This window comes from Archaeoglobus sp. (genome assembly GCF_017656475.1).
Classification (GTDB): Archaea; Halobacteriota; Archaeoglobi; order Archaeoglobales; family Archaeoglobaceae; genus Archaeoglobus.
Genome location: NZ_JACDNT010000036.1, coordinates 1 through 15,080 on the forward strand (window position 1 = coordinate 1; position 15,080 = coordinate 15,080).

The following is a 15,080-nucleotide window of genomic DNA, read 5'->3' on the forward strand; positions in this document are numbered from 1 at the left end:
AAGATTGAACAAGTTAAAGAAGAGATTGGATTGAGGATTGTGTAAGCACCCTAAAGAAAAATTAAAGAAGTTCAAAGTTTATTAAATTCCAAGTTGAAAGCATGAAGCTCGAAGAAGTTATCCGAAAAATCAAAGAAAACGAGGAAATTTTGAAAGAAAAGTTCAAAATCAAAAGTATTGGTGTTTTTGGTTCTCTTGCGAGAGAAGAGGAGGAGATTCACGATATAGACATAATAGTGGAGTTCAGCGAGCCAATAGGCTGGGAGATTGTAGATTTGAAAGAGTTTCTTGAAGATCTGTTTGGAATGAGAGTCGATATAATAACAAAAAAGGCTGCAATGAGCAAACCACTACTCTGGAAATCAATTGAAAAGGAGATTGTGTATGTCTAATAGAAGTGTTAAGCTCTTCATTCAGGATATGCTGGAGGCGATTGAGAAGATAGAAAGATATACGGAATCCATCAAAGATCCTGAAGAGTTCAAGAGGAACAATATGGTTGCTGATGCTGTTTTAAGAAATCTGGAGATCATAGGAGAGGCAGCAAGGAACATTCCTGAGGAGATCAGAACAAAATATAGCGAGATTCCGTGGAATCGTGTTGTAGGATTGAGAAATATCGTCGTTCATGGTTATTTCGTTGTTGATCTGGATATTATATGGGTTATAATAAAAGAGCAACTGCCAGAGCTTAAAGATGTGCTTTTTAGGATGCTTGAAGATTTAGAAGAGTAAAATAGAGAGTTGTGAATTTGTCTCAAAACCAAAAGTGACGGTGGAAAATCAAAAAGATTAAATAATAGTTTTTTTAATGAAAAAACATGCAAGCAAAGAGGTGGTGATTTTGAAACTACGGATAATTTTCCTTTTTGTGGCACTTACTTATATGCTTGTTTTTTCGGTTCAAGCAACTACGATCTTTGTTCCAGATGACTACGACGAAATCCAGTGGGCAGTAAACAATGCAAGTAATAAAGATACGATAATAGTCAGAGATGGGATCTATCATGTTAACGAAATCGTTGTTGACAAGCAACTGACGATAAAATCAGAAAATGGATCAAAAAGCTGTATTATAGTTGGAAATGATACTTTCCTATGGGCTGACAGATATAATATTATTTCCTATTGTGTATTCAAATTGGTGGCAGATGGTGTTACGATTGAAGGGTTTACAATAACTGGAGGATCTGAGGGTGTTTGCGTGTTTTCGAATAGAAACACAATAAAAGGGAATGACATCTTGGCAAATCGTGGATATGGCGTCTATATTGGTAGTTATGGAAATGAATATCCCGGAGATTATGATGACAATGCTGTAATCCAGAATAACATCTCTCTCAATGGGGGAGGAATTTTTGTTGGTGACGGATCAGACAATACACTAATCTCTGAAAATGTGATATTAATGAACAGCAGAGATCCGGGAATAAACTTGGAAGAGGTTGATTATACCAATATTGAAAGAAATATTATAGCTCAAGGTCCTATAGGTATTTTTAGCGCAGGAACCGCATACACAACAATGGACGGAAACGTAATTTCAGGAGCAAGAATTTATGGTTTAAAGATTGACTATTCCTATTATAACACGGTTGTCAACAATGAGATTCAATCATATACAGGTCTGTTTATTCAGGAAGGCGCGAATAATATTATATATTACAACAATATAACAGACGGCATATACGGCGTTTATCTTGTAGGGAGCGCCAATAATTGTATATACTACAACAATATAATGGATAATTTCTATGGTATTTATCTTGGTTGCCTAAAAACTGGTAATTATATTTTTCTAAACAATTTCATTAATAACGAAATTCAAAACAGGATATCTTGCTTATATAAAGATAGCATATGGAATACTATGCGTCCTGTAAGCTACAAATACTCGGGGAAAAACTTCAAAGGCTATTTAGGTAACTACTGGGATGACTACCAGTACGGCGATGCTGATGGTAATGGAGTGGGTGATCAGCCAATTCTGATGCACAAAAATGTAATTGCAGATAATTTTCCGCTAATGAAACCTTTTGAGTACTATGGGATTCATGGAAAGCCTACTGCTAAAAAACCAAAACAATCAAGCCTAGACAATCAAGGTGGAAAACAATACGCAAAATAAAAAATTTTTTATTAATATCCTGCAACAAAAAAAGAAACACATAATGGAATCTGTTTCTTTTTACGTGTTATTTTAAGGCTTCACCTCTATCCAGTTTTTCCAAAGAAACTTGATATTTTCAGAAAGTTTGGCAAAATTTTGCTTCACAACCTTGTTAATGGTGTTGTAGCTGATAACTCCCTTTATTTGCTCCCAAAAGGCTTCACTTGCTCTCTCAATCCACCATTTGGTTTTCTCAGATACTCCATTCAATCTCTGATCTGTATAGGCTTTAAGCTCCTCTTTGGTATATTCAAGCTCCAGATCCATAAGACTGCTTGATTTTTTGGACTGTTTTGCTTTCTCTTCTTTTATAATTTCCTCTAATTCTTTTCCGGACTGTTCTGTTAATTCCTCCTCCCACCGTCGCCTTGACGAGGCGAAGGTCCCCGGTTCGAATCCGGGCGAGCCCACTATTCTTAAAATTATGAGTTCTGGTTATTGTTTAGGCTTCTAAAAGGTTGTAAAAGGATCAATTATCTTAGAAAAGCTGAGATTGAAGACTCTATTCAGACGATGAGCAGAAGGGGTATTTCGGAGAGTGATTGTGGTTACCACATTGGCCAGTCTGACTCGACAAAGGCTTCGCCCATTTCATCGAGCCAGCTATCCAGCCACTGCTTTACTTTCCCGAGGCTTCCAACATCTATACTGTAGAGGTTGACTATCCCGATTATCCCCCCTTCGGTCACCTCTCCATCTGCAATTGGGTAAAAGATTGCTTTGTTCGCATACCTCTCCTCCTCGACCTTTTGCAGTGGTGTGTTTGAATAAATATCCACAAACGCTCCATAAGCGTGTCTCATTATGCACATTGGGTAAACAATGGTGTTTCTTGGAATTCTGATCTTCTTTATCTTTACTATACATGGCTCTCCATATCTCACCTCTTTTCTTTCGTCGGCAATCAGAACCTCCCAGCTTGCAGTAGCCGCCCTCTTGTAACCGAAGGGCTCTATGTTAACTTTCTTCCTTATTACACCTCCACCGCTCTTGTAAACAATATTCACCTCCTTAGGCTCAAGCTCCAAGGGTATGCTGCTCAGCTTCTCCACGCCAACAAAGTAGACGTTTACGACTCCTATCAGATCACCTCCCTCTATCCATCCATCCTCCACAGCAAGAAATACAACCTGCTGCAATCTCTTTTCCTCTTCAACTCTGCTTGGTCTTCCAAGCTGCACGACATCAAGGACTGTTCCGTAGACATTCCTCATGAAAGATAGAGGAACAACTACAGTATCAGGAGGTAACTTCACCTCTTTTATTTTAATTCTGATCACATCTCCTTTCTTTACCTTGACTCTCTCATCAGCAATAAGCAACTCCCACACACCAATATGACTTTTCGTGTAACCAAAGACTTTCGTTCTCATAAGCTCTCTATAAATGCTGCCATTGTCCCTCCATGTTATGTTCGCCACAACAATTTTCTCTCAGCTCGACCTTCGGAGGCTTTAGCAGAGGTATTCTCGACAGCAATCCGGTTTTGACGAAGAACACTTTCAGAACTCCAACGAGGTATCCAGCCTTTATCACTCCATCATCCACTGGAACAAACAGCACCTGGCTTATGCATTTCTCATCCTCGACTCTGTCGGGCACTCCACACTCCACCTCTATTACCGTTCCAAGTGCATGCCTCATTATGTTCAGTGGCCCTACAATTGTGTTCTCTGGAATGTCTACCGTTCTCACCTTTACAACTACCGGTTTTCCTCTTTCTACTTCAACATCTTCATCGGCAATCAGGGTTTTCCATTGTATAACTGGAGCTATTTTGTAGCCGAAGGGTTTCAGTTCCAAATCCAGACTTTCAACTTTCCCGCCCACCTTGTCTGCCCAATAAAGCATCTTTATTTTCATGCCTTCCCACAATAACAAAACAATTAACTGTTATAAAATTTTTTGTTTAAAAAATGGTGAAGTGTGGTAAAAGGATAAAGGCAATAGACTGGAGTTTGCTGGAAAAATAAAGTTTGAAAATTTCATCGAGAAACTACCAAGGTATACACCTGAAAATGACTCTTTATAACGCTTAAACGATCTTACAGTTTCTTTTCCAATAAACTAATCTACTTTTCCTGCCAGAGGCAAAGCGATTGGTTTCTAAAACAACATCTTTCCCGTTCTGTATCCATCCAGATCAACCAAAACATGTCTGAATCCAATCTTCTTCAGTCTGTCCCTCACTTTTGTCGCCTCTTCAAGCAGTTTTTTGATTTCATCCTCACCGACTTCTACAACGGCAATACCGCCATAGTTCCTCACCCTCACCTGCCTCACTCCCGCAATCTCTATAACGGAATTTTCCGCCTCATCTACCATTTTCAGCTTTTGCTCGTCAATTTCGATGCCAAATGGTATTCTCGTGGCCAAGCAGGCGAGGGAGGGTTTATCGTAGAATGAAAACTTCATCGACTTTGCTATCGACCTTATCTCGTCCTTTGTAATCCCGAACTCTGCCCATGGGCTGTAGACTTTACCCATCTCCTTGACAGCATTATATCCCGGTCTGTGTCCGCCCAGATCACTTGCATTTGTTCCCTCAAGAACAACCTCGTAGTTCCTGCTCTCAGCCAAATACACCAAGGCTGAAAGAACTCTCTTCTTGCAGAAATAGCACCTCTCGGACGTGTTTTCGCTGAACTCCGGTGTGAGGATGTCCATGTTGATGAACTCGTGCCTTACCCCGATCTCTTCTGCAATCTTCTTCGCATCCTTAATCTCTCTTGTCGGTGAGTTCTGAGAGATAACTGTAACGGCCAGTGTTTTTAAGCCAGCATCCTTGCAGACCGCAGCGAGAGTTGAGCTATCAACCCCACCGCTGAAAGCAACGACTGTACTTTTAAAACTGCTTAGAAATTCCTTCATCTTCCTTAGCTTTTCTGCGGTTTGAATGTCCACCATTAGTGGTTTATTAAAGGAAATTTAAAACTAACCTTAAAATAGGGTGCTTACACAACCTTTAACCCAATCTCTTCCCTAACCTATCTAATCCACAAACAACAAGCAATCCAACCTTTCCACGCAAAGAGACATAACCAAACCTCTTTTCACAGGAAATAAACCGATTTAAAACCGAAAAAGTTATGTAGAAGGAGGCATAAGCCTCCTCCAGGTGAGAAAATGCAGATCCCGCTTGCAGTCGACCCAAACGACTACAGGTGGCAGTTACTTGGGGAAATACTTAACATTTTCGAAATGCGAAAGACAAAAAAGATCATTGCAAAATTCACGCAAGTAAAAACTGCAATAAACTGCATTAAGATAACCCTTACCTCAATGTTCTTCTCAACCACCATTTCTCATGTGGTTGAAGAGTTGAGGCGGAGAGAGGACTTAAGAGAGTTTCTGAGAATAAAGGAGGAAGAAGTTCCGAGAGCCGCTTACATTTACGCTTTCCTCTCAAAATTCGACCTTAACAGCTTCATATCCATGATTCTACAAATTCTTAACTCGATAACCAAGAAAAGGCAGAGGAACACGAAACTCATCGTTGACTGCACTGATGTGAGCGTCGACATAAACTGGTTCAGAAAACCTGTAAAACAAAGAGATTTGGAGGGGAAAGCGTATAAATGGGGCTACTCAACGAAGGGATTGTTTGTGGGGATGAAGCTAACACTTGTTCTGGAATATCCCTCTTTGAGACCTTTACTGTTCTTGCTGCATCCTGCAAACAGGCATGAAGCCAAGATTTTTCAGGAGGTGATGGATGAGCTGAAGAGGAGGAGAATAGTCAGGAACGGAGATATCGTAATTATGGATAAGGGGTTCTACGCGTACAGAAACTATTTAATGGGAGTAAACGAGTACAGGATTGTTCCTCTGATTTTTCCCAGAAGTAACTTCAATATAGGCAGGTTGGATGGAATTCTGAGCTATCCCTTAAGTATTTTCAGTTCTAAGATGTTAGAGAAGGAAATAAGGAGATTTAAGGCTCTAAAGGCTAAGCTGATGAATTTACTGCGAAGATGGGAGCATTTCAAGGCTGTGAGATCAGTCATTGAGGATGTGTTCAAACTCGCAAAATCATTCGGATTGAGGAGGTTGCATAGATATACGGGGAGATCTGTGTATAAGTTCGCTGCTTTGAATGTCCTTTTGGTGGGGGTGGTTGTTGCTCTGGGTTTCAGGGAAAAGAGGGTGTTGCAGAGGTTGGCTGAGATGTGATCTGGTAAGGCCCCTAAACCTTAAAATGAAAAATTAAATGTTCTTCTGGTTCTCTTAGAGCCTTCTTGACTCTCACCATGCAATGCTTGCACGAAAGTTCAGAAAGTTCAAGCTCAATCTTCAAAGTTATCTCTTCCATTGAGTTTAATATTGATGTTCAAACAAGATGAGGTCATCTTTACCATACTGTTGAATTCACCGCAAAAATTTTTGGTCAAAACACAAAACCTATTTTACCACTCGGCCAATTTAAGGCATGGAACTTAGGTTTGATGAAAGGGGCTTAATCCCCGTCATAGCCCAGGATGCAAGAACAAAAGAGGTTTTGATGTTAGCCTACGCTAATGAGGAAGCCGTCAAACTCACTCTCAAAACTGGTTACGCTCACTACTGGAGCAGGAGCAGGAAGAAGCTGTGGAAAAAAGGGGAAACTTCTGGAAACGTTCAAAGAATTGTTGAGGTCAGGTATGACTGCGATTGCGACGCTCTGCTCTATATAGTTGAGCAGGAGGGGAATGCCTGCCATACGGGTAACTATTCATGCTTCTACAGGAGGTTGGAAGGGGATGAAGTACGTTGTTGACACAAGCGTGGTTATTTCTGGAAGAATCACCAAGATGGTGCAGTCTGGTGAGGTTAGAGGGACGATAATAATCCCGGAAGCCGTCATTGCAGAGCTTGAGGCTCAGGCAAACTTCGGGAAGATGACGGGCTTTCAGGGGCTGAGTGAGATTGAAAAGCTGACGAAGCTGGCAAATGAAAAAGGTTTTGAACTAATTTTTGCCGGAAAAAGACCGACACTGGAGCACATACGCCTCGCAAAGGGAGGAGAGATAGACAACCTGATAAGAGAGGTTGCCGCTGAGTTCGATGCGGTTCTTGTCACCTCTGACAGAGTTCAGCATCTGGTGGCGAGGGCTAAAGGCATAGAAACAATTTATGTCCGGCCTGAGATAATAAGGCCTGGGGAGACAAGGATAATGTCCTTCTTCACTCCTGACACGGCAAGCGTCCATCTGAGGGAAGGTGTACCACCTTACGCAAAGAGAGGCAGGATAGGAGACCTTAAGCTTGTCAAGCTTGACGAAAGACCGATGAGCTACGAGGAACTCAACGAGATAGCGAATGAGATTCTGGAGGCGGCGAGGCAGGATGAAGACAGCAGCATTGAGATAGAGAGGAGGGGAGCCACAGTTGTTCAGCTCAGAGAGCTTAGAATAGCCATTGCAGAGAGACCATTTTCTGACAGGATGGAGATTACCGCAGTAAGACCGATTGCTCAGGTTTCAATTGATGAATACGGTGTCAGCGAGGAGCTAAAGAGGAGAATCGTGGAGAGACAGAGGGGAATACTTATCGCAGGTCCACCTGGAGCCGGAAAGTCAACATTTGCAGCGAGTGTGGCGAACTTCCTGCTGGAGAACGGATACATTGTCAAAACGATGGAGAGTCCGAGAGACTTGATGGTGAGGGATGAGATTACCCAGTACGCCCCACTTGAGGGTGACATGTCCCTAACTTCCGATATCCTGCTTCTCGTAAGACCTGACTACACAATTTACGACGAGTTGAGGAGAACCTCGGACTTCCAGGTGTTCGCAGACATGCGACTTGCAGGAGTTGGAATGATTGGAGTCACGCACGCAACGAGGGCAGTTGATGCGATACAGAGAATGATTGGGAGAGTGGAACTCGGAATGATTCCACAGGTTGTTGACACCGTCGTCTTCATTGATGCGGGCAAGATTGTGAAAGTTTACGAGCTTGCCTTCACAGTCAAAGTGCCGACGGGGATGACCGAAGCCGACCTTGCGAGGCCGGTGATAGAGGTGAAGGACTTCGAGACGAAGAATCTCGAATTTGAGATTTACACCTACGGTGAGCAGGTCGTTGTGATGCCTATTGAGACGGACGAAGACCTGAAGGCAGCGCTCGTGGAGAAGATTTCTAAGTATGTTGATGATTTCGAGGTTGAAATGGTTGGCAGGAAGGCTGTGATAAAGGTTCCCGAAAAGTACATTCCCACCTTAATCGGGAGAAAAGGCAGGAGGATAAAGAACATAGAGGATGAGTTCAAGATTTCCATCGACGTTATCCCGAAAGAGTTTGAGGAGGAGGTTGAGGCGGAGGTTGAGGAGAGCGGAAAGCACTACATAATTCACGCGAAGGGGCTTGAGGGTAGAACTGTCGATGTGCTTGCTGGTGACGAGTACCTTTTCACGGCTTTGGTTAGCAAGAAGGGCTGGATCAGGATCAGGAAGGACAAGGAGGGAGGAAAGAGTTTGAGGCTCGCTCTGGCTAAAAACCTGCCGATACGGCTTAAGGTGGTCGGTTGAGGTACCTTTTTGGCCTCATTTATATTTTTTCAGCAATACTCGCCTTAGCGGCGATGCCAAAGTATGAAGAGGCTGGAATGGTCGTTTTCGAGAATCCTTCCGATGTTTCTAACTCTTTGCTTTATTTTGGCCTGATTATCGCTTTTACGGCCTTCATCCTAATTGCCGTTAGATATTCAAAGGTTCTTAAGGCCGTCATATACTTCCTCATTTTCCTTTCCGTATTCTACGTCCTTTCTCCTTTTGTGGGAGTGATGTCAATCGTAATCGCCATCTTAGTGGTTGTTCTGCTTGCCAAAAAACCTCACTGGCTCGTCATAAACTTCTCAGCGCTGATGCTTGCTGCCGGTATTACGGCAATCTTCGGCATAAGCCTTGAGCCTCTGCCTGTAATAATCCTGCTCACCATCCTCGCAATCTACGACATCATCTCAGTTTACAGAACAAAGCACATGATCAGTCTTGCTGAGTCGGTTACAGCCATTAACGCCCCCATGCTTTTCGTTATACCGAGAAAGGACGGGAATGCCTACATGGGGGTTGGAGATGTGGTGATGCCGAATATACTCGTCGTTTCTGCACAGTATTTCTCTAATTCTCCTGCCATTGGTTTCATCAAACCTCCAGCTTTGTTTGCTTTAATTGGGGGATTTCTGGGGCTGATGGTCTTGCTTTACATCGTCGAAAAGCGCGGAGGGGCACATCCCGGTCTGCCTTTCGTGAATTTCGGTGCGATAGCGGGATACTTTTTGGGGTTGATTTTGTTTTAATAATTAGGAGTAAGATACATTCCCATAATAAGGAAAATTCTCGTTCGACCTGTTTAACACCGCAAAAACTCTATGAAGAATTACGAGAAACTTAACATCTTCCGAAACAATAAAAGAGCCTACGGAAAGTTTCTACACGTTCCTTTCAAAGTGAGGCTATTGGTCCAAAACTTCTCAACCATCACTGTCTCATCGATCTCCATTGCAACTTCCTCTCCCTCGACAACGGCCTTCTCAACTCTCCTGTCTACTTTCTCTCACTGTCTGAACCCTCTTGCATCCTCAGTTCCGTTCATCAGATTATCAATCGGTTGAAGAAGCTCCAGCTGTCTGAAAGTTTGCTGTTTCCCCGGAAAATGGCGAGGGCGACCTTTTCAGGATTGCTCTCGAATGCTTTTAGAACGGTCTCCATAGCCTCCCTAATCCTGTTTTTTCTGATCTCATTCATTTTACAACCTCCTCAGCGGGCCTCTCTGGGAAGCCCGCTTCACGGGAGATTGGCGGGCTGAGAATGTTTCTGCCAGCGAATATTTTGGTGTGCTTCGTTGGTGCGATCTCGCCAATATGCCGGTCAATTGAAATGGTCTGAAAGTTTGAAAAGTAATCAGGAGTTGAATCCAAATTTCACAGTACAAAACATAGCGAAAGTTCTGAGGAATGGTGAAACGGCATCTTCCTTTTAATACATAATTCAAAAGTTTTTCAGATAAAATTCTACTGGTTGTTAATCATAGATCCTTTCGTTCAATGAGCAAAGTTCTTCAGAGATAATTCCCCATCATGTAGAAAACCTTTTAAACATGATGCCAAGTAACCACATCGCGCCGAGGGGTGATTAAATGCACGTACTAGGGAGTGATACGTGTTTCTTCGCCTTCGGACCAGAGTTGAAACCTGCAATCTCTGTTGAGAAGGAAAGCATTGTTCAGATAGAGACTAAAGACTGTTTTTCGAACCAGATAACGTCTGAAAAGCAACTTGTCACAGAAATAGATTTCTCGAAAGTGAATCCAGCCACCGGGCCGATTTACGTGAAGGGTGTGAAGAGAGGAGATGCGCTGGAAGTGAGAATACTGGACATAAAGATTTCCGATAGAGGCATAATCGTAGTAGTTCCCGGAGCAGGAGTGCTTGGAGACTTGGTTAAAGAACCCAAAACGAAAGTTTGTGAGATTAAAGACGGATTCATAACGTACAACGGACTTAAGATAAAATGTAAGCCGATGATCGGAGTGATTGGTGTCGCAAGTGATGAGGAAGTCCCATGCGGAACTCCGGGAAGACACGGCGAAAATCTCGACACGAAAGTAATAGCTAAGGGTGCAACAGTGTACTTTCCAGTATTCAGAGACGGTGCACTATTCGGTCTAGGGGACCTTCACGCAGTGATGGGGGATGGAGAAGTCTGCGTCGCAAGTTGTGAGGTTAGCGGAGAAGTGACAGTCAAACTAGACGTGGTTGAGGGTAAAGCTCCTCAATGGCCAGTTGTAGAGACGGATGAAGCCTTTTACATTCTCGTGTCAGACGAAGATGTTAGCAGAGCTTTTAGAGAAGCAACAGAAATTGCAGTCAAGGTTTTGCAGCAAAGCAACTCTCTGTCTTGGGAAGACGCGTATATGCTCGCAAGCATGGTCGTTGATGTTGAGGTTAGTCAGCTTGTGAATCCAAAGAAGACTGTTAGAGTCAGGATACCTAAGGAATACACTTCGATTTTGAAACTGTTGGAGGCAATAAAGTGGGAAAGGAAGTGATTTCATGCCGGAAGAACTTCAAAAAGTTTTGAGAATGCGAGATCTGATAGCTTTTGCAATAATGACGATGGTGCCCATAGCACCGATGGGCATTTATGGAATTGTAGCAGTTCTGAGCGGCGGTCATGTCCCGCTTGTTTACTTGCTTGCAGCACTTGCGATGTCTGTAACCGCTTGGGCTTATGGACAGTTCGCATACAGGTACCCTGAGGCAGGATCTGTATATGCTTACGTCAGGGAAACTCTTGGATCGCACATCGGCTTCATTGCTGGCTGGGTTATACTTCTAGACTACATACTTATCCCTGCTCTCGTTATTCTCGTCTCTGCACTATGGCTAGAAGCAGAAACTGGAATAAGCATGATTATCTGGGCGATAGCGTTCTTGGCCCCCATGACGATCCTAAACATTCTCGGAATAAAGATGACAGCTAGAGCGACTATGGCACTGTTTTTATTCGAAACAGCAGTGTTTGCAGTCTTTGTTATTGCCTCAATAGTCAAGATAGTCACCGATCCAAATCTGACGTTCACGCTGAAACCATTTTACAATCCCGATACATTTACTTTAAACGCAATCCTTACCGGTGCCTCAGTTGCCGTGTTGAGTTTTCTCGGATTCGACATAATGACAACTTTGGCTGAAGAGACAATAGAAGCAAGAAAAGTCGTTAGTAGGGCTGTTGTTCTGGTAATTCCGATAATAACGTTCTTCTTCGTCACTCAGACGTACCTCGCTGCAGTAATTCATCCGGGATACAACTTTGACAATCCAGACGTCGCCTTCTTCTATATAGCCGAGGAAGCTGGTGGGAGGTGGCTTCAGCTATTGACTATGCTCGGAACGGTGCTCGCGTGGGGCCTTGGTGATACTCTTGCAGCCCAGGCAGGAGTATCAAGAGTGCTCTTCTCGATGGGCAGACAGGGTCACTTGCCAAGGATATTCGCAAAGATTCATCCGAAATACAAAACACCATACGTTTCCATCTTAATAGTGGCCGCAATAACAGGTCTGCTGATATACCTGCTGACACTCAAAGACCTCTCTTCGCTGATAAACTTCGGCGCCCTAACGGCGTTCGCATTATTGCATGTCTCGTTGGCTTATAGGTTTGTGAAAATCGAGAACAGACCAGCACTGGCAGTAGTTCCAGGAATAGGATTTTTACTTACAGGAGCAATCTGGTATGGCTTGGACATATTCGCTAAAGAGGTTGGACTGGTTTGGCTCACCATCGGAATCGTATACCTTGCCTACATTACGAGAGGTTTCAAGGTTAAGACAATCTTGCCGGTCGAGTAACTCTTCTTTTTTCCTATTTTTAGAAGGTGATGTAACTCACCTGAAAATAGCATAGGAATTTTGTCAGTTCTTAAAGAGGGGTTGCTATAAAAATGTTAAGTCTTTTCTCTCCTCCTGCCATTAACCTCCACCTCTACAGTTTCATTCATCTTCGCTGCCGTGAGGAGTACAGCTTCAATGTGCTTGCAGGTGTAGGCTGGCTCTTTACCGTTTCTGGCATAATCGGGGCAGCTGCACGTCCACCTCTCCCCATCCCACTTCACCGTATACTGCCTTGCCCCGCCAGAGGATGAGTTCAGGCTGAGCACGCTGTAGGCGTTTTCAGCTTTAATCACCAGCATCCTGTATTTTCTGTAGAATTTCTTGACGTAAACGTCAGCTCTCCTGAATTCGGACCAAACATAGACTCTGCCGTCTGTGTAGAGGCAGACTATGGGGTTCTCTGAAAGAAGCAGGGAGAAGTACTCTGTTTTCCATCCTTCTGCCGAGATGCTCTGGACTCTTCTGATGGCAATCGCATCATCTATCAGCTTCACCCCCATCTTTGACTTTCTTCTTGGTCTCCTCAAAAATGTGGTAGAGGTCTTCGATCATCAGATCACCTCTATGCCGTTTCTGGCGAAAACCTCCCTGTCTGACTTCAGGAACTGCAGCCTTGCCTTCAGCCTTGAAAGCTCCTGAATCTCTTCCTGCAGAGAGCTCTGAAGTTCCTTGATTGCTCTGACTGCCAGCTCCGCATTCTCACTGGTGAAGCAGAGCAGAATTGCTGAACTGCCGTTTTCGCTTGTAACTGCATGGAAGCTCAGGGGGACTGAGCCGGTGGCAGGTGTGTAAACCTGCCCATTGCCAAGCCTTTCTGCAACAACTCTCTCAACAACCGCTTTGTCAAGCCCGCATCTGTCCAGCAAAATCTCAAACCAAACACCTTTCCTCATCTCATCACCTCCGCAAGCTCATTTGGGAGGTTTGCGGAGGCGAGTTCAACATCTATTACCCGTAAGGGCACAAATCCCTGTAATAACAGCTTTTACACTTGTTTGGGTTATTAGATGGGTGTGGTCCTCTTAGCTCAAGCCAGTAATCTTTAATGAACTCCAGCTTTTCTTCGACCAATTTTCTGTCGTAATCTTCAATGTGCACTCTTAGTCTTCTGCTGAACATTTTTTCAAGTTCTTTGACTTTGTTCTTCAGTAGACCAGCTATTATTATTTTCTTAACTTTATCAGGTGAAATTTCATCAACAAGCTCACTCTTTACTTTGACTATAACGAGTTTAAGCTCCGAGCAATCAAAACCCATTGATTCAATACAGAGTCCGTAAACCTGAGCTTGAACGATGGCATCTTCAAATATTCCTAAACCTTTCCTGCTCGTTTTTAATTCGATTATATATTTGGCTTTTCCTCCCTCAAAGACGATTGCATCTAATCTTCCCAATAAAGCTAGATCCTCAAAGACAGCCCACACCCAGAAATTAGAGTAAATACATTGCTCTCCACTACTAATTTTTTTCAATAGCTTCCCATCCAGACACTTTTTTACCTGAGAGAATCTCTTCGTGGATTCTATCTCCCTCATCTTTATCTATTGTAGAGATATCTCCTTCCTTGTATTTTAAATCGAGCGTATATTCGCAGTAAAATTGCTCTGCGATGTCAGAAATACTTATCGTCGATCTGTTATGCCTATATTTTTTGGATTTTACTACAGTTTTGAAAAACTCCAGATTTGATTCTATCTCATCAACTGAGGGAACTTTAACACCTCTCATTTCTAAAATCCTCCCTAAGAAATTCGACAATATCTTCAGGTCTTTTTGCCACAAAATTGGCCATCTCCTTACCTTCTCTGCTTTCGAAGAAGTTTCTGTCCCCGTAAGCTGCATAAACTGTAAGCATTCTAAGTCTTTTTCCTGCCTCGACGTCTCTCCTCAAGCTGCCCCCAATGATGGCAGCCTCCTCAGCTTTAACTCCAAGCTTCTTGAGGGCCAGAAGAAGTGAATCGGGCTCAGGCTTTCTCTTTCCGGTCATGTCGGCAGAAATAATGATGTCGGAGTATTTTTACAGACCAGCGCGGGAGTCGTGAAAAGCACCGCCCACAAGCACCTAAGAATTGCGATTTCGAAACACTTGTTGAGCACTCCATTTAGGAAAAGGAACTTGAAAATTACTTAAACTTTGGAGTTTTTATATTTTTTGTAAAATTCAAAATACTAAGTGGTTATAATTATAATAATCGTAATTTTTTTAAAAAGAAAAAAGAAAAAATTATATACAAACATTTTCAAGATTTTGCAGGTGGTCTAATGGGTTTGTGTTTTGAAAATGTTTTTAGCTTAGAAAACCAGCTATTGCACTACTTTTAGCTTTGATCCTGTTTGGAACAGCTCAGGCAGAGAAAATAGAGATCTACGACAACTTCGAGAGCTACCAAGTTAACACCTACCCATCACCAACTTGGAAAAACCTTTTCAGCGGTAAAACCGCTTATGTATCTGATTATTGGTCATGGAATAGTCAAAAAGTGTAGTTTCCTAAAATTATTTCCTGCCATCGAACCACCTCCAGCAGTAACCCA

At 42.9% G+C, this 15,080-nt stretch carries 19 protein-coding genes; 9 read left to right on the forward strand and 10 right to left on the reverse strand.

Going from position 1 to position 15,080, the window contains the following annotated elements; translation table 11 throughout:
• Nucleotides 1-101 precede the first annotated feature (101 nt).
• From H0Z19_RS09535 to H0Z19_RS09545, 3 genes are all read left to right on the forward strand, one after another.
• Entirely contained in the window at nt 102-392 is a 291-nt protein-coding gene (locus H0Z19_RS09535) for a nucleotidyltransferase domain-containing protein (RefSeq protein ID WP_290726094.1), read from the forward strand.
• Nucleotides 385-735, forward strand: coding sequence for a DUF86 domain-containing protein (locus H0Z19_RS09540; RefSeq protein WP_290726096.1), 351 nt, complete (start codon nt 385-387; stop codon nt 733-735). The genes H0Z19_RS09535 and H0Z19_RS09540 overlap by 8 nt, the downstream gene beginning before the upstream one ends.
• Nucleotides 736-844: 109 nt before the next feature.
• Complete coding sequence (locus H0Z19_RS09545; protein WP_290726098.1) at nt 845-2,128, forward strand: NosD domain-containing protein; 1,284 nt, start codon at nt 845-847, stop codon at nt 2,126-2,128.
• 72 nt (nt 2,129-2,200) lie between these two features.
• On the opposite strand, the gene H0Z19_RS09550 is transcribed toward H0Z19_RS09545, so the two are convergent.
• The 4 genes from H0Z19_RS09550 to larE all read right to left on the reverse strand — a co-directional run bounded on the left by H0Z19_RS09550 (nt 2,201) and on the right by larE (nt 5,077).
• Nucleotides 2,201-2,437 carry a hypothetical protein gene (locus H0Z19_RS09550; RefSeq protein WP_290726100.1) on the reverse strand — a complete coding sequence of 79 codons (237 nt, stop codon included), beginning with the start codon at nt 2,435-2,437 and terminating at the stop codon, nt 2,201-2,203.
• Nucleotides 2,438-2,718: 281 nt separating this feature from the next.
• A complete protein-coding gene (locus H0Z19_RS09555; RefSeq protein WP_290726101.1) occupies nt 2,719-3,591 on the reverse strand; it encodes a DUF22 domain-containing protein in 873 nt (290 codons plus the stop codon).
• On the reverse strand, nt 3,551-4,033 hold the full coding sequence (locus tag H0Z19_RS09560; protein WP_290726103.1) for a DUF22 domain-containing protein: 483 nt from the start codon (nt 4,031-4,033) through the stop codon (nt 3,551-3,553). The genes H0Z19_RS09555 and H0Z19_RS09560 overlap by 41 nt, the downstream gene beginning before the upstream one ends.
• 243 nt (nt 4,034-4,276) lie before the next feature.
• Nucleotides 4,277-5,077 carry an ATP-dependent sacrificial sulfur transferase LarE gene (larE, locus tag H0Z19_RS09565; protein ID WP_290726105.1) on the reverse strand — a complete coding sequence of 267 codons (801 nt, stop codon included), beginning with the start codon at nt 5,075-5,077 and terminating at the stop codon, nt 4,277-4,279.
• Nucleotides 5,078-5,296: 219 nt separating this feature from the next.
• Between larE and H0Z19_RS09570 the strand changes: the two genes are divergently transcribed.
• From H0Z19_RS09570 to H0Z19_RS09585, 4 genes are all read left to right on the forward strand, one after another.
• On the forward strand, nt 5,297-6,343 hold the full coding sequence (locus tag H0Z19_RS09570) for a transposase (protein WP_290726106.1): 1,047 nt from the start codon (nt 5,297-5,299) through the stop codon (nt 6,341-6,343).
• A 256-nt stretch (nt 6,344-6,599) separates the two neighbouring features.
• Entirely contained in the window at nt 6,600-6,926 is a 327-nt protein-coding gene (gene hisI / locus H0Z19_RS09575; protein WP_290726108.1) for a phosphoribosyl-AMP cyclohydrolase, read from the forward strand.
• A complete protein-coding gene (locus H0Z19_RS09580) occupies nt 6,910-8,679 on the forward strand; it encodes a PINc/VapC family ATPase (protein ID WP_290726109.1) in 1,770 nt (589 codons plus the stop codon). Before hisI ends, H0Z19_RS09580 begins: the two co-directional genes overlap by 17 nt.
• The gene (locus H0Z19_RS09585) at nt 8,676-9,449 is read left to right on the forward strand and encodes a presenilin family intramembrane aspartyl protease PSH (protein WP_290726111.1); all 774 of its coding nucleotides are present in this window, start codon (nt 8,676-8,678) and stop codon (nt 9,447-9,449) included. The genes H0Z19_RS09580 and H0Z19_RS09585 overlap by 4 nt, the downstream gene beginning before the upstream one ends.
• 295 nt (nt 9,450-9,744) lie before the next feature.
• Here H0Z19_RS09585 and H0Z19_RS09590 read toward each other — a convergent pair whose 3' ends face one another.
• Nucleotides 9,745-9,897 (reverse strand): hypothetical protein, encoded by a 153-nt coding sequence (locus tag H0Z19_RS09590; RefSeq protein WP_290726113.1) that lies wholly within the window; start codon nt 9,895-9,897, stop codon nt 9,745-9,747.
• Between the two features lie 391 nt (nt 9,898-10,288).
• Between H0Z19_RS09590 and H0Z19_RS09595 the strand changes: the two genes are divergently transcribed.
• Both H0Z19_RS09595 and H0Z19_RS09600 read left to right on the forward strand, forming a co-directional pair.
• Complete coding sequence (locus H0Z19_RS09595; RefSeq protein ID WP_290726115.1) at nt 10,289-11,200, forward strand: acetamidase/formamidase family protein; 912 nt, start codon at nt 10,289-10,291, stop codon at nt 11,198-11,200.
• A gap of 4 nt (nt 11,201-11,204) precedes the next feature.
• Nucleotides 11,205-12,503 carry an APC family permease gene (locus tag H0Z19_RS09600; protein WP_290726117.1) on the forward strand — a complete coding sequence of 433 codons (1,299 nt, stop codon included), beginning with the start codon at nt 11,205-11,207 and terminating at the stop codon, nt 12,501-12,503.
• 95 nt (nt 12,504-12,598) lie between these two features.
• On the opposite strand, the gene H0Z19_RS09605 is transcribed toward H0Z19_RS09600, so the two are convergent.
• The 5 genes from H0Z19_RS09605 to H0Z19_RS09625 are packed head-to-tail and all read right to left on the reverse strand — an operon-like array spanning nt 12,599 to nt 14,551.
• A complete protein-coding gene (locus H0Z19_RS09605) occupies nt 12,599-13,045 on the reverse strand; it encodes an SWIM zinc finger family protein (protein WP_290726119.1) in 447 nt (148 codons plus the stop codon).
• A 51-nt stretch (nt 13,046-13,096) separates the two neighbouring features.
• The gene (locus tag H0Z19_RS09610) at nt 13,097-13,438 is read right to left on the reverse strand and encodes a hypothetical protein (protein WP_290726121.1); all 342 of its coding nucleotides are present in this window, start codon (nt 13,436-13,438) and stop codon (nt 13,097-13,099) included.
• A gap of 55 nt (nt 13,439-13,493) precedes the next feature.
• On the reverse strand, nt 13,494-14,081 hold the full coding sequence (locus H0Z19_RS09615; protein WP_290726123.1) for a PD-(D/E)XK nuclease family protein: 588 nt from the start codon (nt 14,079-14,081) through the stop codon (nt 13,494-13,496).
• Nucleotides 14,005-14,274: a hypothetical protein gene (locus H0Z19_RS09620; RefSeq protein WP_290726125.1), complete on the reverse strand. Its 270-nt coding sequence runs from the start codon at nt 14,272-14,274 to the stop codon at nt 14,005-14,007. Before H0Z19_RS09620 ends, H0Z19_RS09615 begins: the two co-directional genes overlap by 77 nt.
• The gene (locus tag H0Z19_RS09625) at nt 14,261-14,551 is read right to left on the reverse strand and encodes an HAD hydrolase-like protein (protein WP_365892675.1); all 291 of its coding nucleotides are present in this window, start codon (nt 14,549-14,551) and stop codon (nt 14,261-14,263) included. Before H0Z19_RS09625 ends, H0Z19_RS09620 begins: the two co-directional genes overlap by 14 nt.
• Nucleotides 14,552-15,080: the final 529 nt, after the last annotated feature.

Excerpts from the sequence above, each read along its gene's own strand:
- H0Z19_RS09535 (WP_290726094.1), top strand. The coding sequence starts at position 102 with ATGAAGCTCGAAGAAGTTATCCGAAAAATCAAAGAAAACGAGGAAATT.
- H0Z19_RS09540 (WP_290726096.1), top strand. The coding sequence starts at position 385 with ATGTCTAATAGAAGTGTTAAGCTCTTCATTCAGGATATGCTGGAGGCG.
- H0Z19_RS09550 (WP_290726100.1), bottom strand. The coding sequence starts at position 2,437 with ATGGATCTGGAGCTTGAATATACCAAAGAGGAGCTTAAAGCCTATACA.
- H0Z19_RS09560 (WP_290726103.1), bottom strand. The coding sequence starts at position 4,033 with ATGAAAATAAAGATGCTTTATTGGGCAGACAAGGTGGGCGGGAAAGTT.
- larE (WP_290726105.1), bottom strand. The coding sequence starts at position 5,077 with ATGGTGGACATTCAAACCGCAGAAAAGCTAAGGAAGATGAAGGAATTT.
- H0Z19_RS09570 (WP_290726106.1), top strand. The coding sequence starts at position 5,297 with ATGCAGATCCCGCTTGCAGTCGACCCAAACGACTACAGGTGGCAGTTA.
- hisI (WP_290726108.1), top strand. The coding sequence starts at position 6,600 with ATGGAACTTAGGTTTGATGAAAGGGGCTTAATCCCCGTCATAGCCCAG.
- H0Z19_RS09580 (WP_290726109.1), top strand. The coding sequence starts at position 6,910 with ATGAAGTACGTTGTTGACACAAGCGTGGTTATTTCTGGAAGAATCACC.
- H0Z19_RS09590 (WP_290726113.1), bottom strand. The coding sequence starts at position 9,897 with ATGAATGAGATCAGAAAAAACAGGATTAGGGAGGCTATGGAGACCGTT.
- H0Z19_RS09595 (WP_290726115.1), top strand. The coding sequence starts at position 10,289 with ATGCACGTACTAGGGAGTGATACGTGTTTCTTCGCCTTCGGACCAGAG.
- H0Z19_RS09600 (WP_290726117.1), top strand. The coding sequence starts at position 11,205 with ATGCCGGAAGAACTTCAAAAAGTTTTGAGAATGCGAGATCTGATAGCT.
- H0Z19_RS09605 (WP_290726119.1), bottom strand. The coding sequence starts at position 13,045 with ATGGGGGTGAAGCTGATAGATGATGCGATTGCCATCAGAAGAGTCCAG.
- H0Z19_RS09610 (WP_290726121.1), bottom strand. The coding sequence starts at position 13,438 with ATGAGGAAAGGTGTTTGGTTTGAGATTTTGCTGGACAGATGCGGGCTT.
- H0Z19_RS09615 (WP_290726123.1), bottom strand. The coding sequence starts at position 14,081 with ATGAGGGAGATAGAATCCACGAAGAGATTCTCTCAGGTAAAAAAGTGT.
- H0Z19_RS09620 (WP_290726125.1), bottom strand. The coding sequence starts at position 14,274 with ATGAGAGGTGTTAAAGTTCCCTCAGTTGATGAGATAGAATCAAATCTG.